Source organism: Halopenitus salinus (genome assembly GCF_042662125.1).
Taxonomy (GTDB): Archaea; Halobacteriota; Halobacteria; order Halobacteriales; family Haloferacaceae; genus Halopenitus; species Halopenitus salinus.
Window position 1 is genome coordinate 58072 of record NZ_JBHSXL010000009.1, and the last position, 22542, is coordinate 80613.

Consider the following 22542-nt stretch of genomic DNA (forward strand, 5'->3'; position numbering starts at 1 on the left):
CTAAAACACATGACGTCATCCGACCCTTCACGCGAACGAGAGGACACGGAATCACGGGAAGGAGAACCTCACGACCGGCGCGAGACCGCCGATCGTCGGACCTTCCTCGCGACCGCGGGCGCGATCACGGCCGCGGGGCTCGCGGGCTGTACCGGAAACGGCGGAAATGGCAACGGGAACGGCGGAAATGGCAACGGCGGCGGCAACGGAAACGGCGGCGGCAACGGCGACACCGGCTCCGACGTCGGGCAGATCGGGTCGGGTCGCGAGGGACGCGGCGCCCCCGGCGGCACCTCCATGGAGGAGATGCCCGACCTCGAGGGCGAGCTCACGGTCTACTCCGGCCGCGGCGAGTTCCTCGTCGGGGAGCTCGTGAGCTACATCGACGAGCTCTACGACGACTTCTCGCTCACGGTCCGCTACGGCGGCTCGACCGACCTCGTCAACCAGATCGCAACCGAGGGCGAAGGTACCTCGGCCGACGTCTTCTACTCCGTCAACGCTGGGTCGCTCGGCGCGCTCGCCGACGAGGGGTACGCCGCGTCGCTCTCGAGCGACCTCACGGACCTCATCCGTTCCGAGTTCCACACCGAGAACTGGATCGGAACCTCCGGCCGAGCGCGAACGGTCCCCTACAACACGAACGACGTCTCGGAGGACGGCCTCCCGGACGACATCATGGCGTACCCCGAGGAGTTCGACGGCGATCTCGGCTGGGCCCCCTCGTACGGGTCCTGTCAGGCGTTCGTCACCGCCATGCGGATCATCGAGGGCGAGGAGGCGACCCGCGAGTGGCTCCAGGGCGTTCTCGATGCGGGCATCCAGGAGTATCCCGACGAGTTCGTGACCTGTCAGGCGATCGCCGACGGCGAGATCGACGCCGCGTTCACGAACCACTACTACATCCAGCGCGTGCTCGACGGGAACCCCGAGGCGCCGATCGCGACCTCGTTCACCGAGGGCGACGCCGGGGCGGTCTTCAACGTCGCCGGCGCCGCGGTCGTCGAGGGGACGGACGTTCCGGACGTCGCGGAGAACTTCGTCCGCCACCTGCTGTCGGCGGAGGCGCAGGACTACTTCGCGACCTCGACGTTCGAGTACCCGCTCATCCCGGGCGTGGAGCCGGTCGGCGACCTCCCGACGATCGACGAGCTCGACGTCCCGGACATCGACCTCGCGCAGCTTTCCGACCTGGAGACGACCGTCGACCTGATGCGGGACGTCGGCGCCCTCTGAGATCGGTACCGACTCGCCTCCGTCGACCCGCACCCGAATCGTGTTAGAACGAATCCGCGCCACGATCGACCGGACGCTCGCAGCCGGCCAGCGCCGGGTGCGCCGAGCGCTACCGGAGACGTGGCTGGCGGCCCTGATCGCGGGAGTTTCGGGAGTCGTCGTCTTCACCGTCGCGTCCACCGTCTTCGCCTATCACTCGAGCAACCACGACGAGGCGGTCTATCTCATGCAGGCGGCGATGCTGCTCGAGGGGCAACTGGAGCTTCACGCCGGTGAACTGGCGGACGCGTTCCACCCGTGGTTCTTCATCGAGGACGGAGGGCGGCTCTACCCGAAGTACTCGCCGGTTCCGTCCGCGATGTACGCGGTCGCGATGGGCCTCCTCGGCGAACCGCGCGTGACCCTCGCGGCGGTCGCGGCCGCGAACGCCTTTCTCGTGTATCGGCTCGCCTCGATGGCGTGGGACCGGCGGGTCGGCGTGGTCGCCGCGGTCGTCTTCGCGGCCGCGCCGATGGCGGTCGTCACCACGTCGGTCTTTCTGCCGTACGCGCCGACCACCGCGTTAAACCTCGCGTTCGCGGTCGCGTACCTCCGGGGCGTCCGCGAGGAGTCGATCCGGTGGGGCGTTCTCGCCGGGATCGCGGTCGGGATCGCCTTCTTCTCGCGGCCCTACACGGCCGTGCTGTTCGCGGCCCCCTTCATCGCACACGCCGGATACGCCGTGATCGCCGCGGGCAAAGACGAGGGGGTCCTCGGCCGCATCCGCGAGCGCGGACCGGACGCGCTCCGGTGGGGGGTGCTTCCCTCCCCGATCCGGCGGAACCTCGCCACCGCCCTGTTCGGGCTCCTCTTCGTCGGAGTCACGCTCGCCTACAACGCCCGCATGACGGGGTCGGCGACCACGTTCCCCTACGCGGTGTTCGCTCCCCTCGACGGACCGGGATTCGGGCGCCGGCGGATCCTCGGCCACTCGATCGTCTACACGCCGGAGCTGGCGCTGCGCGCGAACGGATACGTCCTGTGGTACCTGTTGACCCGGTGGTTCACGGCCGGCGCGCTCGGCAGCGCGGCGGCCGCCGGCGGGCTCGCGGTGGCGCTCCGCCGATGGAGCCGAGCCGGGCGGCGGCGAGCGGCACGGATGGGCGAGGAGGCCGGCGGGCGTTCGATCGGGAAGTTCGACGACCGTTCGATCCGAGGGACGTCCGGGAAGCTGCTCGCGGGACTGTTCGTGACGGTTCCGCTCGGCAACGTCGCCTTCTGGGGCAACTACAACGTCCTCGCGACGATGGACGACCCGACGAACGGGATCGTCTCGCAGTTCGGGCCGATCTACCACTTCGACCTGCTCGTTCCGCTTTCGGTGTTCGCCGCGATCGGCGTCGTCGTGGGATGGCGTCGGGCTCGGGAGGCGATCCGGGACCTCCTCGAGTCGGACGGGACGGGGATCGATCCCGACGGAACCGTCGTCCGCGCGTGCCTGGCGGCCGTGGTGCTCGCCGGCGTGCTCCTCGCCGGGGGAGCGAACGCGGCCGTCGTCGCGGAGCCCGTCGATCGAAACGCCGCCCACGCCGAGAAGTACGAGACCGCCTACGAGCCGATCGAGACGGCGGAGTTCGAGAACGCGCTCGTCATCATCCCCGCACCCTACGGCGAGTGGCAGAACCACCCGTTCCAGTATCTCCGCAACGATCCGGGCTTCGACGGGCCGGTCGTCTACGCGCTCGATCGGGACCCGGGCGAGGACTTCACCGTGTTCGACGCCTATCCCGACCGCGAGTATCACCGCTACACCTACCGCGGCGAGTGGACGCCGACGGGCGACCGGCACGTGACGCCGAGGTTGGAGCGGATCGAGGTCCGCCGCGGCGCGGTCCTCGAAGGCGAGGCGACGGTGGGGATCCCGGACCGCGTAACTAGCGCGAGGGTTCGCATCGAGGGTGCGGGCGACGAGCACGCGAGCTACGTCGTGGCCGATCCCGACGGATCCCTCGCCGTTCCCTGGCGGATGGATGCCGAGCGCGTTCGGTTGCCGGCGGCTGGAAGCGACGGCGGGGAGGACGCCGTCGACGCGGCGGCCGTCCCCGTGCCCGAGGACGACGGCAGGGTCTCGCTTTCGATCACGCTGACCCAGCCGGACGGGGGGACGCTCACCTACCGACAGGATCTCGACGTTCGAGTGAGCGAAGTGGATGGATCCGAGGCCTCGGACGCCGACGCGGAGGGACGCGACGGGAGCGTGGTCGAGGTCGTCTGGCCGCCCGAGCGGAAGGTGTGTCGCCTCGCCACCGACTGCGGGAGGGAGGGAACGTACCTGCCGAACCATCCGGACGCCCACCTGGACGGCGTGAGCTTCGAGACCTCGATCACCACGGGCGACGAGGAGCGAGACGGCGACGGCGGCACGTGAGCCGTGGAGCACAACAGCTATACCCGTGAGGTCGGTCGGTTGGATCGATCGGATGTCGCCCCCACAGGACGAGACGCCCGACGGTCGAACCGTCTCCCGCCGCCGGTTCCTGGCGGGACTGACCGCCGGCTCGCTGGCCGGGATCGCCGGCTGTTCGGGACTCCGGACCGGGCCGCGGTACGACCGCAGCCAGGCGGACTTCGACCCGGAACCGCTTCCCGGCGATCGGACGTATCCGGACGACGACGGCGTGACGATGTTCAGACGCGGGCTGCGCCGGCTCGGGTACTACCCCGATGCGACCGTGCCCGACTCGGTGGCGGTGAACTGGCAGTTCCCGGCCAACTACATCGGCCACACGGCCGCGAAGGCGAGTCCCCGCCCGACGCCGGACGGCGAGACGATCGTCATCCCCGCGGACACGGGGCTCGTCCACGCGGTCACCCCGAAGGGGCGCAGTCGGTGGACGGCCCGGACGGGCGCGACGTCGCTCGGGATCCACGGAACGCCCACGATCGTCGACGGCGTGGCCTACATCGGCGGCTACGACGGTGACCTCTACGCGTTCGACGTGCGGACGGGCGAGCAGGTCTGGCGGACCTCCCGGATCGCCTTCGACGGCGCCATCGCCATCGGATCGAGTCCGGCCTACTGGGACGGCGTGTTGTACGTCGTCGTCGAGTACAACCACCCGCCGGCCGGCACGATGTGGGCCGTCGACGCGGAGACGGGCCAGCCGCTGTGGAGCGACGACCGGCTGTGGGGGATGCCCCACCCCTCGACGTCGATCGACCCCGAGTACGAGCGGATGATCACCGCCTCGAACGACGGGGTCTGTTACAGCTGGGAGTTCCCGTCCCTCGAGTTCGAGTGGTCCTTCGAGACCGACCACCACGTCAAGGGGACGATCCCCCAGTACGACGGGCGCGCGTTCGTCGGCTCCTGGGACGGCTTCTTCTACTGTCTCGACGTCGTCGACGGCACGGAGCTGTGGTCCTTCGAGACGGGCGAGATCATCATGTCGAATCCCGGCGTGGACCCGGAGACGGGGATCATCTACGTCGGAAGCGACGACCGCCACGTCCACGCGCTCGACATGGAGACCGGCGACCGGATCTGGTCGCGAAACGTCCACGGCAGCGTGATCGGGTCGCTCACCGTGACTTCCGACGCCGTGCTCGTGGGGTCCTACGACGGGAACCTCTACGCGCTCGAGAAGGACACCGGCGAGGTGCGCTGGACGGTCGCGAACAACGGCCACGTCACGAGCGCGGCCGTCCCCCACGACGGACGGATCTACTACGCCGAACGCGCCGTCCTCTCCGGGTACTGGAACGACGACGAAGAGACGAGGGTGGAGGTTCCGGGCCACGCGTACTGTCTCGTCCCCGATGAGTGATCGGGCACGCTTTCGAGAGAAAGCCCCGAAAGCGGTAAACCGACGCGTCGAGAACGCCGGGTATGGACCGATACATCGTCGACGAGGAGAACGACGAACTGCTCTCGCCGATCGTGGTGATCGCGACCGTCGTTCTCGTCGGCGTGTTCGCGATCGGGTTCCTCAACCAGGCGATCTCGCTCGTGCTCTAGGACGGTCTCGGAGGGATCGAACCGGACGGGTCTCCGGCCACACGACGACGGGCCCATGTTTCCGGCCTCACGACGAGACGGACCCATTTTTCAGACCACGCGACGAGACGAGATCATGGACGAACGCGTACGCGAGCACGCCGCGGTGCTGGTCGACTGGAGCGCGCGGATCGAGGCCGGAGACGACGTGGTCGTGAGCGTCGCCGAGGACGCACACGACCTCGGCGTCGCGGTCGCGAGGGAGCTCGGCGAGCGGGGCGCGAACGTCGTGACGCTCTACGGGTCCGGGGAGGTCGAACGCGCGATTCTGAAGGGGCGTGAGGACGCGAGTTCGGGCGACTTCGAGGCCGAGCCGCCCGAGTTCGACTCGGACCCGCCCCACGAGCTCGCGCTCCTCGAGGCGGCCGACGCGTACCTCCGGCTCGGCGGCGGCCGGAACACGGCCGCGACCGCGGACGTGTCCGACGGGATCCGGCAGGGGTACGCCAGGTCCCGACGCGGGATCCGGGAGGCCCGCATGGAGACGGACTGGGTCTCGACGGTCCACCCGACCCGGAGCCTCGCCCAGCAGGCCGGGATGGCCCACGAGGAGCACCGTGAGTTCGTCTACAATGCGGTCCTCCGCGACTGGGAATCGCTGGCCGAGGAGATGGCGATCCTGAAGGAGCTCCTCGACGACGGCGAGATGGTCCGAATCCGCACGGAACGCGACGGCGAGCCCGAGACGGACCTGACGCTGTCGATCGCCGGCCGGACCGCGGTCAACTCGGCGGCCTCCGTAGCCTACGACTCCCACAACCTCCCGTCCGGCGAGGTGTTCACGGCGCCCGCGGGCGTCGACGGCGAGATCCGCTTCGACGTTCCGATGACGATCGAGGGAACGCGGGTGCGCGACGTCCGGCTCACCCTGGCGGACGGCGAGGTCACGGACTTCGAGGCCGAGACGGGCGCCGAGGCGATCGCGTCCGTCCTGGAGACCGACGGCGGCGCGAGGCGGATCGGGGAACTCGGGATCGGGATGAACCGCGGGATCGACCGGGCCACGGACTCGATCCTGTTCGACGAGAAGATGGCCGGGACCGTCCACCTCGCGCTCGGTCGCGCCTACGACGCCTGCCTGCCGGCCGGCGAGTCGGGCAACGACTCCGCGGTCCACGTCGATCTGATCGCCGACGTCTCCGGCGACTCCACGCTCGAGATCGACGGCGAGGTCGTCCAGCGGAACGGCACCTTCCGGTGGGAGGACGGCTTCGAGGGGTGAGGTGGGATTCGAGAGGTGAGGTGGGATTCGAGGGGGAGTCGGACCCCGAGGACCGTCGATGATCGGGCGCGAAGATCGGCCGGCTTCGACGGGAATTTGTCTCCCCCGCTCCAATCCCGGCCGTGAACGCGGCCGTCACCGTCGGACCGGCGCTTCTCGAACTCGCCGCGATCGCCGCCCGCGCCGTGATCGCGGACCCCGGCTCGACCCTCCAGAGCGCCCCGGCCGTCGTCCCGGGCGCCGAGGCGTTCGCGGCGGAGGCGGCGTCGCTGCTTCGTGAGGTCCTCCCGCGGATCGTCCGGATCGCGGTCTTCATCGCGCTCGGGGTCTACGCCGCGAACCTCGCCGTGGAGTTCGGACTGATCGAGCACGTCGCGGGGGTCGCCGGCTATCTGACGCGGCCGGCGAACCTGCCGGACGAGGTCGGAACCGCGATCCTCACCACCGCGGCGTCGACGACGGCCGGCTACGCCACGCTCGCGGAGTACCGCGAGTCGGGGCTGCTCGACGACCGGGCGACGATCGTGGCCGTGATGATAAACACGTTCTTCGGGTTCCTCCAGCACGTCTTCACCTACTACGCGCCGGTGTTGATCCCGATCCTCGGGCTTCGAACGGGCGTGTTGTACGTCTCGATCCGGGCGGGGATCTCGCTCGCGATCACCGTCTGTGGGGTCCTCATCGGGGGGCTCGTCCTCTCCGCACGCAACGTCGACCGGTCGGCACTCGCCGCGATCGACGGGGTCTCGGAGGGAAGCGACGGCACCGGGAACGATGGCGGCGGAGGCGACGACGGTGGCGGTGATGGCGATGTCGACGCGGGGACGGACGCGGACCGCACCACCCGGGATCGGGCGGTCGCGGCCGCCGAGAGCTCCTACGGAACGCTTGCCCGGATCGTTCCCCGGCTCGCGATCGTCTACACGCTCGTGATCGCGCTGGTGAACAACGTGGACGTGGAGGCGCTGACCGGGGTCGCGGAGCCGCTGACGTCGGCGCTCGGGCTGCCCGGCGCATCGGTCGCGATCGTCGCCGTCTACTCGCTCGATACCACCGCCGGGGCGGTCGCGATCGCGCCGCTCATCGGGGAGACGTTCACGCCGCGGACCGCGGTCGCGACGATGTTGCTCGGCGGGATCGTCTCCTTTGCGGTCTCGACGTTCAAGCGGTCGATCCCCTTCCAGTTCGGCATCTGGGGCCCGGAGTTCGGAACGAAGGTGATCGCGGTCAACACGGCGATGAAGCTCGTGTTCATCTCGATCGCCGTCGGGGGATTGCTCCTCGCACCGTGATCCGGTCGGCTTTTGCACAGGCGGGCGAAACACGCGGGGCGTGGTCAGACGCCGCGTGTACACGAGCCTGTACGCGAGCCTGCTTTTCACCGTCCTCGGCGCGGTCGCCTGGGCGACGGGACAGCCGTTCGTCTTTCCGAGCCTCGGCCCCTCCGCGTTCCTGCTGGCCTTCGACAGGCGCGGGGGGCGTGATCGGGCCTACCGCGTCGTCGGCAGCCACCTGATCGGGGCGATCGCGGGGTTCGCGGCCTACCACCTGCTGGCGGAGGGCGTCGCCCTCACGGCCTCGCCGCCGCCGTTCTCGATCGACGGGCTCCGGCTTGCGGCCTCCGGCATGGCGTCCATCGCGGCGACGAGCTGGGCGATGATCGCCACCCGGACGAACCACGCGCCCGCGTGTGCGACGACGCTCATCGTCTCGCTCGGCCTCCTCTCGACGGCCCGTTCGGCAGCGACGATCGTCGTCGCGGTCTGCGTGCTCGTGGGCGCACACGAGACGGTGCTTCGGATCGCGAACCGGGTTCGAGGCGGGCTGACCGGCTGAGCGGCGACCCGAACGGTTGGATTCAAGTCGACCCCGTGGCAATCGGGGCGTATGAACCCAGGGGACCGCGTCCGAATCGAGCGCGCGGGCGTCACGAACGAGGGCGTGTTGATGCCCTCCACGACGCCGGATCGGCTCGTCTTGAAGCTCGAGGGAGGCTACAACGTCGGCGTCGACCGCGAGGAGGCGACCGTCGACGTCCTCGAGACGGACGTCCACGCGATCGACGACGGGGACGGCGCCGAGACCGGCGCCGTCTCGGAGATCGACTTCGGCGAGGACCTGCCCACGATCTCGCTCATCTCGACTGGCGGAACGATCGCCTCGACCGTCGACTACCGGACGGGTGCTGTCACCGCCCGGTTCGACGCCGAGGACGTGCTCCGGGCGGTCCCGGACCTCGCCGGACGGGCGAACTACCGCGGGCGGGTCGTGGCCAACATCCTCTCGGAGAACATGGATCCCTCGATCTGGCGCGAACTCGCCCGGGCGGTCCACGAGGAGATCGAGGCCGGCGCCGACGGCGTGGTGGTCATGCACGGGACGGACACGATGCAGTACTCCGCGGCCGCGCTCTCGTTCATGCTGGAGACGCCGGTTCCCGTCGTCCTCACCGGAAGCCAGCGGTCGGCCGACCGCCCCTCCTCCGACAACGTCATGAACGCGGTCTGTGCGGTCGAGGCGGCCAAATCCGACTGCGCGGAGGTGCTCGTCTGCATGCACGCCGACGAGTCCGACCGGGCGTGCGCGCTCCATCGCGGCACGCGCGTGCGCAAGAACCACACCTCCCGACGCGACGCCTTCGAGACGATCGGCGCGAAGCCGCTCGCCGAGATCGACTACGCGACCGCGAGCGAGGCGGGCGCCGACGGCGAGGCCGCGGAGGAAGCGATCACGTTCCGCCGCGAGCACACGAGCCGGGGGGCGACCGACCTCGACATCGACCCGGACCTCGACCCCGAGGTCGAGCTTCTCAAGTTCACGCCCGGGATGGATCCGGCCGCGCTCGAGTACCTCGAGGGAAAATCGGGGGTCGTCGTCGAGGGGACCGGGCTCGGACACGTGAACACCGACCTCATCCCGCGGATCGAGGAGCTGGTCGACGACGGAACGCTCGTCGTGATGACGAGCCAGTGTCTCGCCGGGCGGGTCTGCGATCGGGTCTACGACACCGGCCGGGACCTCCTCGATGCGGGCGTGATCGAGGGCGAGGACATGCTTCCGGGCACCGCGACGGTAAAGACCATGTGGGCGCTCGCGAACGCCGAGGATCCAGTCGAGACGATCCGGACGCCGATCGCCGGCGAGATCACGGACGAGTCGCGGCCCTGGAGATGACCCCTCTCGACGGGATCGCGCTCTTCGTCTCCCTCGCTACGGTCCGAGCCGGGGTCTACTACGCCGTCGTCTACGGCGTGGTCGTCGCCGCCGCGACGTGGATCTACCGGGACGCGTGCGATCGGGAGATCTCCTACCCGTGGGCGTGGGCCGCCGCGACGCTCTTTTTGACCATCGTCCCGGTGCTCGCGTACCTCTACGTGCGTCGAGGAACGGCGTCGAAGTGATCGAGGCGCCCACGGGCCGTTCGCGGGCGCGCCGACATCACTCCATCCCGTCGCGGGGCAACGCGATGACGGGGAGGTCGCTTCCGGTGACGAGTTTCGTTCGAACGCTGCCCGAGAGGAAATCGAGTATCCGTCCGCCGCCACGCGATCGGAAGGCGATCGCGGTCGCGTCGCGTTCGTCGGCCGCGGCGTTTATCGTCTCCGCGACGTCGGTTCCGTAGTGGATCCCGGTCTCGACCGGGACGTCGTCGGCGTTCGCGAGGCCTCGAACCGCCTCGAAGGCCGTCTCGGCGATCTCCTCGCGCTGTTCGACGCCCGCCTTGTCGATCCCGCCGCCGGCCTTCTCGATGACGTGGACGACGAGGATCGTCGTCTCCGAATCGAGGTACCCGGAGAGCGAATCGTAGGTGTCGACGGCGTCCGCCTCGTTGGCGATCGGGACGAGCACGCGGGAGAGCAGCTCGGTCATACCGGCGCTTCGATCCCCACCCGTATAGTCTTGATCGGACGATCGCCGGCGATCGGAGGGCCTCAAACCGCGGTGACCCACGCGCGGTAGTCCTCCTCCAGCTCGAAGACGCGCAGGAAGGCGGCCTCGATGAACCCCGCGATCCGGTTCGGGTCCGAGCGGGCGGTGATGACCGCGTTCGTCCCCTCGGCGTCCTCCGGGCTCTCGAGCTCGTCGATCCGGAACTCCGGGTACTCCCCGAGGAGGTCCTTGAGACGCTCGAGCTCCGCGTCCGTGACGTCGAGGACGACCTCCGTCCCGGCGAGCTGGATCCACGGCGCGACGTCGCCGCCGTCGGTCGTGTCGTCGTCGGGGTCGACGTCCACCGTCATCACCGGGCTCGAACGGCGCCTGTGTGCGGCCACCGCGTCCGCGAACAGCCGTCGCCGCTCGGTCTCCGTCGCGGCGTCGAAGCGGGTCATGGGACCCAGTTGTCGTCCATCGCCAATAAGCCGGCGGGTGGCCGCGGAGGGTCGACGGAGCGACCCACCGACCGAGGAAGGCCCCGTCCGGGTTGGAGCGACCCGCAGACCTTTCTACCGTGCCCCCGAGGAGCGGACATGGACCGACGGGAGCTCGCGAGCCGGATCGACCACACCGTGTTGGGCCCGGAGACGACCTGGAGCGACGTCTCGTCCGTGCTCGATGCCGCCGAGGAGTACGGCATGAACGCGTGTATCCCCCCGTGTTATCTGGAGGGTGCGACGGCGACGAGTCCGGTCACGATCGCGACCGTGATCGGGTTTCCCCACGGGCAGTCGTCGGCGGCCTCGAAACACGACGAGGCGGAGAACGCCTGGAACGACGGCGCCGACGAGCTCGACGTCGTGATCAACGTCGGCCGGCTGCAGGCCGGCGAGACGGACACGGTGACTGCGGAGCTCGCGGACGTCGTCGCGGCCGTACCGATCCCGGTGAAGGTCATCCTCGAGACGGCGCTCCTCTCGGAGGCCGAGATCCACCGCGCCTGTGAGGCGGCGGTCGCCGCCGACGCCGACATGGTGAAGACCTCGACGGGGTTCGCCGACGGCGGCGCGACGGTGGCCGACGTGGAGCTGATGAGCGAGTACCTTCCGGTGAAGGCCTCGGGCGGGATCGGAAGCTACGAGGAGGCGATGGCGATGTTCGAGGCGGGCGCGGAGCGCATCGGCGCCTCCAGCGGGGTGGAGATCGTTCGGGGACACCCGGACGGATAGCGAACGTCGAGCGGCGGGGCGAGCGGGGTTGGGCCAAGCGTGGAACGTCGAGCGGCGGGTGAGGACCGAACCGACGATCACCCGAAGACGATCGGCGTCGAGCCGGCGGCGGTGACGACGATGACCGGACAGACCGCGTCCGATCGGACGGTTCCGGTCGTCGATCCGAGGACGAACCGCTCGACTCGACCGCTCGTCGGGGCACCGAGGACGACGGCGTCGTAGTAGGAGGACTGTTCGACGATGGCGCTCGCCGGCGAGTCGCCCTCGAACAGCCAGGTGTCGATCCGGTCGCACTCGCCGACGCGGTCCTTCGCGGCCGACAACAGCCCCTCGCCGGCCGTGATCGCGTCGTCGGGTCCGTCCGAGTCGTCCGAGTCGTTCGCCGCGTCCCGGTGACGCGGCGAACTCGCGTCCTCGACTTCGGTGGAAACGGCTCCGCCACCGCTGCCCCCGTCGGGGACGACGTGGAACAGCTCGAGCCACGCACCGCTTTCGCGTGCGAGCGCGCTCGCGAGATCGACGGTGGCCCCGGAGTGCGGGCCGTCCCCGATCGCGACGAGGATCGAGGAGAGACCGTCCGGCGTCCCCGAACCGGACGGAAGCGTCGTTTCGACCGATTCGACGGTCGAAACGTCGTCGACGATCCCCGTCGCGTCCGCGACGTCGAGGAGGGTCGCAAGGTCGACATCGTCGGAGGACGCCTCGCTCGAACCGGGCCCACCGTCGACGCCGTCGTCCGCGTTCATACCACCCTCTACCGCGGTATCGGATAAAAAGGACGGGGTACGGAGGGTCCGGTTATCGATCCTCGGGGGGGCCCTCCGTAGATCCGGCGGAGGGGCCCTCCGCAGAACCGTCGGAGGAGTCCTCTGCGGGCTCCTCGAAGGAGCCGTTCGTCGACTCGTCGTCGGAGTCGAGCGAGGCGGCCGTGCTCGAAACCTCGCGTTCGCGGGCGCCGGCCCCGAACAGCCGCTCGCGGAGCCCGCGTTCGTGTTTCTTCTCGGCGAGGAGGACCGAACAGTCGACCTCGTAGAGGACGTCCAACACGAGGGACCCGCGGACGAGCCGCGAGAGGAGGCCGCGCTCGGTGGCGCCGATCACGAGCATCGTGGCGTCGGCCGCGGCCTCGGCGATGCGTTCCTGGACGTCGCCGGTCTCGACGCGGATCGCCGCGTCCTCGAGGTCGTGCTCGGTTGCCCACTCGCGGAGGAACCGCTCGCCGGCGTCGCGATCGTCGGCGACGTGGAACAGCGTGATCTCGGAGTCGAACTCCGCGCGCAGCATGCGCGCGACCGCGGCGGAGAGATCGGAGTCGGGGCCGCCGGCGGTGGGAACGAGGACGCGGGAGGTGTCGAACCCGCGGTCCTTGAACACGAGGAAGTCGCTCGGCAGCGAGTGGGCCAGCTCGTCGACCGCGGACTCGGCCCGGCCGGGCGATCCGTGGGAGTCCTCGCCCCACCCCATCACCGTGAGGTCGGCCCCGTAGGTCCTCGCGGCGTCGAAGATCTCCTCGAAGGTCCGGTGTGAGAGGATGACGTGGGTCTCGACGTCGACGTCGAAGGTCTCGACGTCGTCCTTGGCGCGATCGAGGAGGTCGTAGGCCGCGTCGTGGGCGCCGCGATCGCGGGCGGCCGCGAGGGAGGTCTGGTCGGGCACGTTCGCGATGTTCACGGCGACGACGGTCCCGTCGTGCTGTTTGGCGATCGCGGCGGCCAGCGAGATGAGGTGTGCCTCGGTGTTCGGGTTCGCGAGGGGGACCATCACCCGATAGGTCCCGCCGTCGGGCTGGACGGACGTGGCGGCGGAGACGGCGGCGTCGGGCAGCTCGTCGGAGCGGTCGAGGATCCACTCCGCGAGAACGCCGGAATCCTCGACGCGCGAGCGCGCGTATCCGAAGTACCAGACGATCGCGAACGCCACGAGGACGGCCGAGAGCGCGATGACCAGCGGCTCGATGTAGGCGATGAGCGCGAAGGAGGTGACGGCGCCGACGATGGGGACGACGGGATAGAGGGGTACCTCGAAGTCCGGGTCGTAGTCGGCGGGTTCGGCCTCGCGCATCACGATCAACGCGAGGTTCAACAGGCCGTAGACGATGAGGTGCAACACGGAGCCCGCGGTGGCGAGCACCTCGAGGTTGCCGAAGACGAGAAAGACCACGATGAGCACGCCCGTGACGGCGATGGAGCGGTAGGGCGTCCCGAACCGACCGTGGATCTCGTTGAGCTGCGGGGTGACGATCTTCTCCCGGCCCATCGCGAAGTTGATCCGCGAGGAGGAGAGGATCGACGCGTTCGCCGAGGAGGCGGTCGCGAGCAGCCCGCCGAAGAGCAGGAGCCCCCATCCGACGATTCCGAGCCCGGCGCCGAAGATCGAGTACCGACCGAAGAGCAACTGTGCGGCCTCGACGACGGCGGTGTCGTTGTTCGCGACCATCTCGTTGGGGACCGCCGCGAGCAACACGACGAGGAACAGCGCGTAGATGGTGGTGACGATCACCACGGAGCCGATGACGGCCCGCGGGAGGTTGCGTCCCGGATCCTTGATCTCCTCGGCGACAGAGGTGATCTGGACGAACCCGAGGTAGGAGACGAAGACGATCGCCGTGACGGGAAGCACCTCGCCCGCGGTGCCCGGCGGCGCGATCGGCCGAAGCGTTTCGAGGTCGGCGTTGAACAGCCCGACGACCGTGAACAGCCCGAGAATGGCCAACAGCGTGATGACGATCACGTTCTGGAGGCCGCCGGTCTCCTTGGCACCGACGTAGTTGACCGCGATGAACAGGAACGCGCCGACGAGGCCGATCGTCTGAGCCGCGGAAAGCGAGACCGGGCCGAGCGCGAGCGCGGGCGCGCCGACGAGCGCGTTGACGTACTCGCCGAACCCGTACATGTAGAACGCGGAGGCGAACGCCAGCCCCAGCCAGTTGGCCCAGCCGCTTATCGATCCGAACAGGGGACCGAGCGCGCGGTTGATGTAGAAATAGGCGCCGCCGGACCGCGGCATGGCGGTCCCGAGCTCGGAGGCAGAAAGCGCCGTGAACAGCGCGATCACGCCGCCGATGACGAACGTCGCGGCGGAGAGGGGACCGGCGCGGGCGACGGCGGTGCCGGGGAGGACGAAGATCCCGGCGCCGATCATCGTCCCGATCCCGATCGTCAACGCCGCCAGCAGTCCGAGGTCCTTGGCGAGTTCCTCGTCGCCGCTCACGTCGTCGCCCCCCCGAATCGGGAGCGACGGGAGGCCCCCGGGAACGGACGAGTCGAACGCCGGGCGTCGAAGCACGGAGCGGGGTCCGTGCCGCTACACCGGTTTCGCAACGGTCGCTCGATCATGTCCTCCCGTTCGCCGTCGAACCGCTTAGTTCGTTCCCTCTGTCGTCGAGATTCAGCGACGTCGAGATGAATATCAAAAGTATAGTTAAAAACGATACATAACGATATACAGATAAAAATAATGCCAGCCAGTTCACCGACGGTGAAGATCGGAAACATCGCTTAATTCAACCGAATAACCCATGTAAACGACATTTATCGAATCGATAGTGTATGAAACGGTCCGGGATGGATCGATGTAGTATTTATATTCTATATTTTTATCTAAGTGATAATTATTCCGAGAAACGCGCACGTCAAATGACACGCGAAAACACCCCACACGGTCATCGGAGCGGTATCGATACCCGGGATCGCACATCTTTTTGCGCGGACCGATCGAAGGCCGATTCATGAACGGGAAACAGGCGGTCGTAGAGAGGCTCGAGGAGAGCGGCGTCGTCGCGGTGTTGCGCGGCGTTCCGGCCGACCGGGTCGGGGAGATCGCCGAGGCGATGTACGACGGCGGCGTGACCGCCCTCGAGGTCACCGCGGACGCCGACCGCTACGCGGAGATGATCGGGACCATCGACGAGCGTCTCGGCGACACCGACGCGGTCGTCGGGGCCGGGACGGTGCTGGACGCGCCGACCGCACGGAAGGCGATCGACGCCGGCGCCGAGTTCGTCCTGGCGCCCGACTTCGACGAGTCGGTCGTGGAGGCCTGCAACGAGGAGGACGTCGTCGCCGTCCCCGGCGTGATGACCCCGACCGAGGCGGTCGAGGCGATGGACGCCGGCGCGGACGTCCTCAAGCTGTTTCCGGCCTCCACGGTCGGACCGGACCACATCGGCGCCCTCCACGGTCCGCTGGGCGACGTCCCGATCATGCCGACCGGCGGCGTCTCGGCCGACAACGTCGCGGACTACTTCGAGGCGGGCGCGATGGCGGTCGGCGCGGGCTCGGCGCTCGTCGACTACGAGGCGATCGAGGCGGACGACATGGACGGCGTGCGCGAGAGCGCCCGCGAGTTCGTCGACGCGGTGGAGGCGGCTCGCTCCGCTTGAACGGTGCAGTGAGACACCACCGGTCTCGACGATCGCCGGATCGCTTCGATCCGAATCATCGTCCCATATAATAAAACGACCTGGTCACGGAGACGAACTGATGCGTCCCGAGCCGGATGGCGTGACGCGCATATGCGTGTAACGTTCGCACGGATCGGCGGATCGGTAAAGCCGGCCACACGCACGGTGGAGACGATGGACAGTGCTGAAGGGAAACCCGACGTGGTCGTCTCCCAATACCGAACTGATCGGACCGCGTGGAAGTCCTCGCTCTGGTCGGGCTGATCGGTGTTTTTCGTCGCCTCGATCCGCTCGCGCGAGAGTACGCCGGTCGGAATTCCGGGATCGATCGACGAACTCGTCAAATGATCGTTTTACATCGTGGGACGGGATCGTGCGTCGAGGGCGATCAGCGTCGGCCTCGAGCAGGAGTCGAAACGGACGGCCGAAGCTCAATCGCGTCGAACCGTGTGTTCGAGCGTTCGGATCCCCTCGATGTCGACCTCGACACGGTCGCCGTCGGAGAGCGGAGCGACGCCCTCGGGCGTTCCGGTCGAGACGACGTCGCCCGCCTCGAGGGTCATGTAGCTCGTGATCTCCGCGATCAGTTCGGGAACGGTGAAGATGAACCGCGAGAGCGTGGAGTCCTGTCTGGTCTCGCCGTTGACCCGGAGGCTGATCCGGGCGTCCTCGGGAACCTCCTCCGGCGTCGCGAGGACGGGCCCGATCGGACAGGAGTTGTCGAACGCCTTCCCGCGGACCCAGTTCCGTTCGATCCGCTGGTCGTCGCGGTTCGAGACGTCGTCGAGGCAGGTGAAGCCGGCGACGTACTCCATGGCCTCCTCCTCGGGTACGTTTCGACACTGCTCGCCGATCACGACGGCGAGTTCGGCCTCGTGTTCGACCCGCTCCTTGCCGGCCGGCAGCGGAACGGTGTCGCCGTGGGCCGACAGGGCGTTCGGCGGCTTGAGGAACAACAGCGGTCGGTCGGGGATCTCCGAGTTCGTCTCGGCCGCGTGCTTCGCGTAGTTCCGACCGACACAGACGACCTTCGTCGGCTCACACGGCGGCAGGATCTCGACCGATTCGGGAGCATAGGTCCGGCCGTCGAAGACGATCCCCTCGTCGGTCCACTCGCCGGTTCGAACGCTTCCCGCCGGGTCGCAAAATCGCACTCGATGCATACCCATAGGGTCGATCGTGTGGAATAAAGCGTTTCGAAACGCACACGGGTTCGACACGCGCCGTCGCCGGCACCGACGCGGACGGGAACGTATTTGCGATCCCGGATCGATCGATCGCGCATGTCCGAGACGAACGACGATCGGGAGGAGTCCGGTGGCGAGCGTGAGGAGTTCGAGTACGCCCCGGTGAGCGTTTCCGGAAAGACGGCCGTGGTCGTCGGCGGAACGAGCGGGATCGGGCGGGCGATCGCGCTCGCGTTCGCCGAGGAGGGCGCGAACGTGGTCGCAACGAGCCGGACGGACTCGAAGGTGGCGTCCACGGCCGAGGAGATCCGCGATCGCGGGGCCGAGGCCCTGGAGGCGACCTGCGACGTGACCGACCGGGACTCGCTGGAGGCGCTCACCGAACGAACCGTAGAGCGTTTCGGTGGCGTCGACGTCCTCGTGAACTCGCCGAGCGCGATCGCCAGGTCCTCCGTCCGCGACGTGACGGACGAGGAGTTCGAACACGTCCTGGACGTCCAGCTTGTCGGGGTCCACCGGACGGTGCAGACGTTCGCGAACGCGACGGATCTGGAGTCCGTGATCTCGATCGCGTCGATCTCCTCCGAGCAGGGGATGTCCGACCTGGCGGCCTACGCCTCCGCGAAGGGGGGGATCGACGGGTACACGCGCGCAGCGGCGAAGGACCTGGGACCGGAGATCCGCGTCAACGCGATCCGGCCGGGATTCATCGCGACCGAGCAGACGGCCGACGCCTACGCGGAGGGGTCGTACCGATACGAACGCGTCACGGAGCGCGCGTCCGCCGGCCGAATGGGTCGCCCGGAGGACGTCGCCGGCGCGGCGGTCTACCTCGCGAGCGACGCCGCGGCCTACGTGACCGGCGAGATCGTGGTCGTCGACGGCGGGTTCTCCGCGAGTTCGTTCTGAAGAGACGGTTCCGATCGGACGAAACGGGAGGAAAGATTCGGGCCGAACCCGCTACATCGAGGGGCCGACGCGGGTGATGGCGAACTGCGTGATGCCGTGGGCCTCCGCGCGACACTCGTCGCCGTTGGCGACCTCGAGAAGCCGATCGACCACGTCGTCGGCGTCGGTCTCCGTCGCGAGCACGTCGATGTCCTCGGAGAGCGCCTCGCCGGTGTCGGCGTCGCCCGTGACCTTGAGGACGGGAACGATCGGGTGGCCGGCGACGACCCCGTCACCCGTGATGTGAACGACGAGGTTCGCGCCCGCGGCCGCGAGACCGGTCGTCGCCTCGGCGAACCGGGAGGGCGCGTCCACGACGGCGACTCCCTCGTCGATGCCGACCTGATCCCCGTACTCGACGACCTCGGAGACGGGGTGGCTACCCCACGATCCCGTCGCGTCCTCGAAGGACATCCCGCGTGCGGCGCGGCCGACCCGAGTCGCCCGATCCGGGTTCTGGCCGTGCCGTTCGATCAGTGCCGACATCGACTCCTCGACGTCGTCGCCATCGGTCGCGGCGCGTGCCGCGTCCGGGTGGGCGGCGATCCGCTCGTTCCCGGAGACGACGACGCGACCGCCGGCGTCGACGACGCGATCGACGACCTCGCGGACGAGCGGATCGGCCTCGGAGACCGTCGACTCGTCGAGGTCGCTCGAGACGACCCCGACGGTGAGGTCCTCGAGGGAGGACGGCGACCGGTCTGCCACGTGGTCGTCGACGAGCTCCGCCGCGGCGGCCGCGCCGCGTTCGATGCACTCGTCGACGCCGCCGGCGCCCTGAATCGACAGCTCGCGGACGGGAACGTCCATCTCCTCGAGCGCCTCCGCGACCTCGTCGCTCTGGACGACCTCGCAGCCGAGCCCGACGACGACCGTGCCGGCCACGTTCGGGTTGCGCGCGAGCGCGAGGAACGTGCGCCGGGTCTGATCGGCGTCGGCGCCGATCTGGGCGCAACCGTGGTCGTGTGGCGCCGCGATCGCGTTCGGAACGCGTTCCGCGATCCGTTCGGCGACGACGTGCGAACAGATGACGGAAGGCAACACGAGGACGGAATCGCGGACCCCGACCGTGCCGTCCCCACGGCGAACGCCCTCGAAGGTCCCGGCTGGAGCGTCGGCGCCGCTCATGCGGATCCCTCCTCGGCCGCGGCCTGGTCACCGCGTCCGCGGGTGCTGTCGCAGTTGTGGGTGTGGACCCACTCGCCGGCCTCGATCGGCGCGCTGGCGGTGCCTATCACTTCGTCGTACTTTCGGATCGCGTCCCCGGCGTCGTGGGGTTCCAACGCGACCTTGTGGCCGAACGGGACGTCCTCGGAGACGACGATCCGGCGGTCGTCGAAGACGACCTCGGTGCCCGCCTCGAGGTCCTCGACTGCGGTGGAGACCGAGTCGTCCTCGGCCATCATCAAAAGCAGGTCGTCGAGAACGCGTCCCTTCATGCGCTCACCTCCGAGGTCAGCTCACGCGGCTGGATCTCGTTGATCGCGAACTCCTCGAGTCGGCGGTTCTCCGCCTCGGTCAGGCGGCCGTCCGCGACCTCGAGTAAGGTCTCGTAGACGCGCCCGCCGACGGCGTCGATGGAGTCGCCGTCGAAGACGGTGCTCGCGTTCACGTCCATGTTGTTCGACATCCGGTCCCAGGTCTTCGGGTTCCCGGTCACCTTGATCACGGGGGCGATGGGGTTGCCCGTGGTGCTGCCGCGTCCGGTCGTGAAGGCGATCACCTGCGCGCCGCCGGCGACCTTTCCGACCACGCTCTCGACGTCGTAGCCCGGCGTGTCCATGAGGACGAGCCCGCCGCCGACGGGCAGGTCCTCGCCGTAGTCGACGATGCCGCGGACCGGCGAGGTGCCGCCCTTGGAGATCGCGCCGAGGCTCTTCTCCTCGATCGTGGTCAGCCCGCCCTCCTGGTTGCCGGGGGAGGGCTGTGCCCCGCGGATGTCGACGCCCATGTTCTCGGCCAGGGCCTCCCTGGCGTCGACGCGCTCGAGGAGCCGCTCGCGGGTCTCCTCGTCGACGCAGCGCTCGGCGAGGATGTGTTCCGCGCCGATGAACTCCGGCGTCTCGCTGAAGCAGGCCGTCCCGCCCGCCTCGACGAGCCGGTCACAGCCCGCGCCGACGCCGGGGTTGGCCGCGATCCCGCTCGTGGCGTCGCTGCCGCCACACTCCACGCCGAAGACCAGCTCGGAGGCGTCCGCCTCCTCGCGCCGGTCGGATTCGGCCTCCCCGTTGAGCCGATCGAGGGCCTCGACGCCCGCGGAGACCGCGCCCGCGGTGCCGCCGACCTCCCGGATCGAGAGGGTTTCGACGGGCGTGCCGTTGGCGGCGATGCCGTCCGCGAGCGTCCCGGCGTCGATGTCCTCGGTCCCGAGTTCGACGACGAGCGCGCCGCCGGCGTTCGGGTTCTGGCCGATGCCCTCGAGGACCCGTTCAGTCTGTTCGCGCGCGGCTTTCGGCTGGCTCGTTCCGAGCTGGTGGGGCGTCGCTCGCGCCCACGCCCCCGCCTCCTCCGCGACCGCGGAGGCGACGGCGGAGGCCGCGACGGACGTCGGGATCACGGCGACGTGATTCCGCACCCCGATCCGTCCGCCAGGTCGTCGGTAGCCGGTGAAGGTTTCTACCATGTGCGGGTATCTGGCAAACGACGGCCATAACCCTTTCGTTGGGGCCGAACGCGGGTCGCCCGGAATACCGCCCGTTTCGGAGGAATCTCGAGGGAGGAGTAACCGATGAAACCGACGGAGAACCGTCCGGCGGCGGTACGTTTATGCTGACGCTTGCGGGTGATCGAGACGCAATGGACGCAGACACGCTCGATGACGCGGCGGCGTTCGTCACGGGAGCGACCTCCGGAATCGGCAGGGCGACCGCGCTCGCGCTCGCAGCGGAGGGCGCGAACGTCGCCCTCGCGGCCCGCAGGGTGGAACGGCTCGAGGAGATCGCGGCCGAGATCGAGTCGGAACACGACGTCGAGGCGCTCGTCGTGCCGACCGACGTCCGGGAGCCGGACCAGGTCGAGGCGTCGATCGAGGAGACGGTCGGGGCGTTCGGCGCCCTCGACGTCGTCGTCGCCAACGCCGGGCTCGGGGTCGGCAAGGACGTCGAGTCGCTGACCGAGGAGGAGTATCTCCTCATGACCCAGGTGAACGTCAACGGGATGTTCTACACCGCCCAGCGGTCCCTGCCGCACCTCCGGGAGTCCTCCGGGAACATCGTCTTCCTCGGGAGCTTCTCCGGGCAGTACCCGCGGCCGTTCAACCCGGTCTATGCCGCCACGAAGTGGTGGACCCGCGGCTTCGCGTTGAGCCTGGAGGGCGCGGTGGGCGACGACGACATCGGCGTAACGGTGGTCAACTCGACCGAGGTGCGCACGGAGTTCGGTTCCGAGAGCGACGACCCGCTGAAGGACCGGTTCGAGCCGGGCGAGGTGACGGAACCCGAGGAGATCGCGGAGGCGATCGTCTTCGCGGCCAAACAGCGGCCGCCGAACACCGTGAGCGAACTCGACCTCTACCGCCGGGACAAGTTCGCGCACTTTTGAGACGACGGCGGCGCGTTCGGGGCGGAACCGGCCGGAATCAAAAGTATATGTACCCCCGCCCTCGAAACGCCGGGCATGGAAACCGATACGCGGCTCCAGAACGCGGCGGAAGCATCGAGGCCGTTGGTCGGCACGTGGGCGACGTTCCCGTCGCCGGCCGTCGGCGAGCTGCTCGGCGAGGTCGGCTACGACTTCGTCAGCGTCGACGCCGAACACTCCCCGACCTCCTACGAGACGATGGAGAACATCCTTCGGGGGATCGACTGCGCCTCCGGCGACTCGGAGGCGCTCGTTCGAGTGCCCGACGGCGACCCGACGACGCTGAAGAAGACGCTCGACCTCGGCCCGGACGCGGTGCTCGTCCCGATGGTCGAGACGGCGGAGGAGGCCGAGGCGATCGTCGAGGCGAGCCGCTATCCGCCCGAGGGGCGACGCGGACTGGGGATCAGCCGCGCGTCCTACGGCCGCGACCTCGGCGAGCACGTCGAGACGGTGGAGCGATCGCTCGTCAGACACGTCCAGCTGGAGTCGGAGCCGGCGATCGAGAACGCCGCCGAGATCGCGGCCGTCGACGGCATCGACGGGGTGTTCATCGGTCCCGTCGACCTGTCGATGTCGATGGACCTCTTCGGCGAGTGGGAAAACGAGGAGTTCCAGGCGGCGATCGACGAGGTCGTCTCGGTCGCCCACGACGCCGGCGTCGCGGTCGGAACCCTCGCAACGACGGCCGAGGAACGTGAGGCGCGCCTCGAGTGGGGCGTCGACTACATCATCGCCGGCGTGGACGCGGTCCACCTCGCGGAGAGCGCGGCCGCGGCGCTCGAACACACCCACGAAGCGATCGACGACGCCGAGTGAACGAC

General features: G+C 69.0%; 22 protein-coding genes. 14 read left to right on the forward strand and 8 right to left on the reverse strand.

The genetic code is table 11. From position 1 onward, the window contains the following. Positions 1-9 precede the first annotated feature (9 nt). The 9 genes from ACFQE9_RS09720 to ACFQE9_RS09760 all read left to right on the forward strand — a co-directional run bounded on the left by ACFQE9_RS09720 (position 10) and on the right by ACFQE9_RS09760 (position 9895). Complete coding sequence (locus ACFQE9_RS09720; protein ID WP_379743893.1) at positions 10-1236, forward strand: extracellular solute-binding protein; 1227 nt, start codon at positions 10-12, stop codon at positions 1234-1236. A gap of 40 nt (positions 1237-1276) precedes the next feature. Further along, entirely contained in the window at positions 1277-3643 is a 2367-nt protein-coding gene (locus ACFQE9_RS09725; protein WP_379743895.1) for a DUF7846 domain-containing protein, read from the forward strand. A gap of 52 nt (positions 3644-3695) precedes the next feature. Then, complete coding sequence (locus ACFQE9_RS09730) at positions 3696-5042, forward strand: outer membrane protein assembly factor BamB family protein (RefSeq protein WP_379743897.1); 1347 nt, start codon at positions 3696-3698, stop codon at positions 5040-5042. A gap of 62 nt (positions 5043-5104) precedes the next feature. After that, on the forward strand, positions 5105-5233 hold the full coding sequence (locus ACFQE9_RS09735; RefSeq protein WP_379743899.1) for a hypothetical protein: 129 nt from the start codon (positions 5105-5107) through the stop codon (positions 5231-5233). A 115-nt stretch (positions 5234-5348) separates the two neighbouring features. Continuing rightward, positions 5349-6494 (forward strand): aminopeptidase, encoded by a 1146-nt coding sequence (locus ACFQE9_RS09740; RefSeq protein WP_379743901.1) that lies wholly within the window; start codon positions 5349-5351, stop codon positions 6492-6494. Positions 6495-6763: 269 nt separating this feature from the next. Beyond that, positions 6764-7786, forward strand: coding sequence for a nucleoside recognition protein (locus tag ACFQE9_RS09745; protein ID WP_379745564.1), 1023 nt, complete (start codon positions 6764-6766; stop codon positions 7784-7786). Positions 7787-7826: 40 nt separating this feature from the next. Continuing rightward, complete coding sequence (locus tag ACFQE9_RS09750) at positions 7827-8330, forward strand: HPP family protein (RefSeq protein WP_379743903.1); 504 nt, start codon at positions 7827-7829, stop codon at positions 8328-8330. Positions 8331-8381: 51 nt separating this feature from the next. Continuing rightward, positions 8382-9668, forward strand: coding sequence for a Glu-tRNA(Gln) amidotransferase subunit GatD (gene gatD, locus ACFQE9_RS09755; protein WP_379743905.1), 1287 nt, complete (start codon positions 8382-8384; stop codon positions 9666-9668). Next, the gene (locus ACFQE9_RS09760) at positions 9665-9895 is read left to right on the forward strand and encodes a hypothetical protein (protein WP_379743907.1); all 231 of its coding nucleotides are present in this window, start codon (positions 9665-9667) and stop codon (positions 9893-9895) included. The genes gatD and ACFQE9_RS09760 overlap by 4 nt, the downstream gene beginning before the upstream one ends. Before the next feature lie 37 nt (positions 9896-9932). Here the strand turns inward: ACFQE9_RS09760 and ACFQE9_RS09765 are convergent, their stop codons facing one another. Beyond that, positions 9933-10364, reverse strand: coding sequence for a universal stress protein (locus ACFQE9_RS09765; RefSeq protein ID WP_379743909.1), 432 nt, complete (start codon positions 10362-10364; stop codon positions 9933-9935). A gap of 62 nt (positions 10365-10426) precedes the next feature. Next, positions 10427-10825 carry a hypothetical protein gene (locus ACFQE9_RS09770; protein ID WP_379743911.1) on the reverse strand — a complete coding sequence of 133 codons (399 nt, stop codon included), beginning with the start codon at positions 10823-10825 and terminating at the stop codon, positions 10427-10429. Positions 10826-10963: 138 nt separating this feature from the next. Here ACFQE9_RS09770 and deoC point away from each other — a divergent pair, with 138 nt between their 5' ends. Further along, positions 10964-11599 (forward strand): deoxyribose-phosphate aldolase, encoded by a 636-nt coding sequence (gene deoC, locus ACFQE9_RS09775; RefSeq protein ID WP_379743913.1) that lies wholly within the window; start codon positions 10964-10966, stop codon positions 11597-11599. 77 nt (positions 11600-11676) lie between these two features. Here deoC and ACFQE9_RS09780 read toward each other — a convergent pair whose 3' ends face one another. Both ACFQE9_RS09780 and ACFQE9_RS09785 read right to left on the reverse strand, forming a co-directional pair. Further along, complete coding sequence (locus ACFQE9_RS09780; RefSeq protein ID WP_379743915.1) at positions 11677-12348, reverse strand: universal stress protein; 672 nt, start codon at positions 12346-12348, stop codon at positions 11677-11679. Positions 12349-12400: 52 nt separating this feature from the next. Next, a complete protein-coding gene (locus ACFQE9_RS09785) occupies positions 12401-14812 on the reverse strand; it encodes an amino acid permease (protein ID WP_379743917.1) in 2412 nt (803 codons plus the stop codon). A gap of 517 nt (positions 14813-15329) precedes the next feature. Between ACFQE9_RS09785 and ACFQE9_RS09790 the strand changes: the two genes are divergently transcribed. Next, positions 15330-15983 carry a bifunctional 4-hydroxy-2-oxoglutarate aldolase/2-dehydro-3-deoxy-phosphogluconate aldolase gene (locus ACFQE9_RS09790; RefSeq protein ID WP_379743919.1) on the forward strand — a complete coding sequence of 218 codons (654 nt, stop codon included), beginning with the start codon at positions 15330-15332 and terminating at the stop codon, positions 15981-15983. A 452-nt stretch (positions 15984-16435) separates the two neighbouring features. On the opposite strand, the gene ACFQE9_RS09795 is transcribed toward ACFQE9_RS09790, so the two are convergent. Further along, complete coding sequence (locus ACFQE9_RS09795; RefSeq protein ID WP_379743921.1) at positions 16436-17167, reverse strand: fumarylacetoacetate hydrolase family protein; 732 nt, start codon at positions 17165-17167, stop codon at positions 16436-16438. A gap of 120 nt (positions 17168-17287) precedes the next feature. On the opposite strand from ACFQE9_RS09795, the gene ACFQE9_RS09800 reads away from it, so the two are divergent. After that, positions 17288-18100, forward strand: a complete 813-nt coding sequence (locus ACFQE9_RS09800; RefSeq protein WP_379743923.1) for an SDR family NAD(P)-dependent oxidoreductase — start codon at positions 17288-17290, stop codon at positions 18098-18100. Between the two features lie 51 nt (positions 18101-18151). Here ACFQE9_RS09800 and ACFQE9_RS09805 read toward each other — a convergent pair whose 3' ends face one another. From ACFQE9_RS09805 to ACFQE9_RS09815, 3 genes are read right to left on the reverse strand one after another with little or no spacing between them, the layout of a single operon-like run. Next, positions 18152-19267: a UxaA family hydrolase gene (locus ACFQE9_RS09805; protein ID WP_379743925.1), complete on the reverse strand. Its 1116-nt coding sequence runs from the start codon at positions 19265-19267 to the stop codon at positions 18152-18154. After that, a complete protein-coding gene (locus ACFQE9_RS09810; protein ID WP_379743927.1) occupies positions 19264-19578 on the reverse strand; it encodes a UxaA family hydrolase in 315 nt (104 codons plus the stop codon). Before ACFQE9_RS09810 ends, ACFQE9_RS09805 begins: the two co-directional genes overlap by 4 nt. Then, positions 19575-20762: a UxaA family hydrolase gene (locus tag ACFQE9_RS09815; RefSeq protein WP_379743929.1), complete on the reverse strand. Its 1188-nt coding sequence runs from the start codon at positions 20760-20762 to the stop codon at positions 19575-19577. Before ACFQE9_RS09815 ends, ACFQE9_RS09810 begins: the two co-directional genes overlap by 4 nt. Positions 20763-20935: 173 nt before the next feature. Here ACFQE9_RS09815 and ACFQE9_RS09820 point away from each other — a divergent pair, with 173 nt between their 5' ends. Next, positions 20936-21679: an SDR family oxidoreductase gene (locus ACFQE9_RS09820; protein WP_379743931.1), complete on the forward strand. Its 744-nt coding sequence runs from the start codon at positions 20936-20938 to the stop codon at positions 21677-21679. A 75-nt stretch (positions 21680-21754) separates the two neighbouring features. After that, positions 21755-22537 carry an HpcH/HpaI aldolase family protein gene (locus ACFQE9_RS09825; RefSeq protein WP_379743933.1) on the forward strand — a complete coding sequence of 261 codons (783 nt, stop codon included), beginning with the start codon at positions 21755-21757 and terminating at the stop codon, positions 22535-22537. The last annotated feature ends 5 nt before the right edge of the window (positions 22538-22542 follow it).

Excerpts from the sequence above, each read along its gene's own strand:
- ACFQE9_RS09720 (WP_379743893.1), top strand. The coding sequence starts at position 10 with ATGACGTCATCCGACCCTTCACGCGAACGAGAGGACACGGAATCACGG.
- ACFQE9_RS09730 (WP_379743897.1), top strand. The coding sequence starts at position 3,696 with ATGTCGCCCCCACAGGACGAGACGCCCGACGGTCGAACCGTCTCCCGC.
- ACFQE9_RS09735 (WP_379743899.1), top strand. The coding sequence starts at position 5,105 with ATGGACCGATACATCGTCGACGAGGAGAACGACGAACTGCTCTCGCCG.
- ACFQE9_RS09740 (WP_379743901.1), top strand. The coding sequence starts at position 5,349 with ATGGACGAACGCGTACGCGAGCACGCCGCGGTGCTGGTCGACTGGAGC.
- gatD (WP_379743905.1), top strand. The coding sequence starts at position 8,382 with ATGAACCCAGGGGACCGCGTCCGAATCGAGCGCGCGGGCGTCACGAAC.
- ACFQE9_RS09760 (WP_379743907.1), top strand. The coding sequence starts at position 9,665 with ATGACCCCTCTCGACGGGATCGCGCTCTTCGTCTCCCTCGCTACGGTC.
- ACFQE9_RS09765 (WP_379743909.1), bottom strand. The coding sequence starts at position 10,364 with ATGACCGAGCTGCTCTCCCGCGTGCTCGTCCCGATCGCCAACGAGGCG.
- ACFQE9_RS09770 (WP_379743911.1), bottom strand. The coding sequence starts at position 10,825 with ATGACCCGCTTCGACGCCGCGACGGAGACCGAGCGGCGACGGCTGTTC.
- deoC (WP_379743913.1), top strand. The coding sequence starts at position 10,964 with ATGGACCGACGGGAGCTCGCGAGCCGGATCGACCACACCGTGTTGGGC.
- ACFQE9_RS09780 (WP_379743915.1), bottom strand. The coding sequence starts at position 12,348 with ATGAACGCGGACGACGGCGTCGACGGTGGGCCCGGTTCGAGCGAGGCG.
- ACFQE9_RS09790 (WP_379743919.1), top strand. The coding sequence starts at position 15,330 with ATGAACGGGAAACAGGCGGTCGTAGAGAGGCTCGAGGAGAGCGGCGTC.
- ACFQE9_RS09795 (WP_379743921.1), bottom strand. The coding sequence starts at position 17,167 with ATGCATCGAGTGCGATTTTGCGACCCGGCGGGAAGCGTTCGAACCGGC.
- ACFQE9_RS09800 (WP_379743923.1), top strand. The coding sequence starts at position 17,288 with ATGTCCGAGACGAACGACGATCGGGAGGAGTCCGGTGGCGAGCGTGAG.
- ACFQE9_RS09805 (WP_379743925.1), bottom strand. The coding sequence starts at position 19,267 with ATGAGCGGCGCCGACGCTCCAGCCGGGACCTTCGAGGGCGTTCGCCGT.
- ACFQE9_RS09810 (WP_379743927.1), bottom strand. The coding sequence starts at position 19,578 with ATGAAGGGACGCGTTCTCGACGACCTGCTTTTGATGATGGCCGAGGAC.
- ACFQE9_RS09815 (WP_379743929.1), bottom strand. The coding sequence starts at position 20,762 with ATGGTAGAAACCTTCACCGGCTACCGACGACCTGGCGGACGGATCGGG.
- ACFQE9_RS09820 (WP_379743931.1), top strand. The coding sequence starts at position 20,936 with ATGGACGCAGACACGCTCGATGACGCGGCGGCGTTCGTCACGGGAGCG.
- ACFQE9_RS09825 (WP_379743933.1), top strand. The coding sequence starts at position 21,755 with ATGGAAACCGATACGCGGCTCCAGAACGCGGCGGAAGCATCGAGGCCG.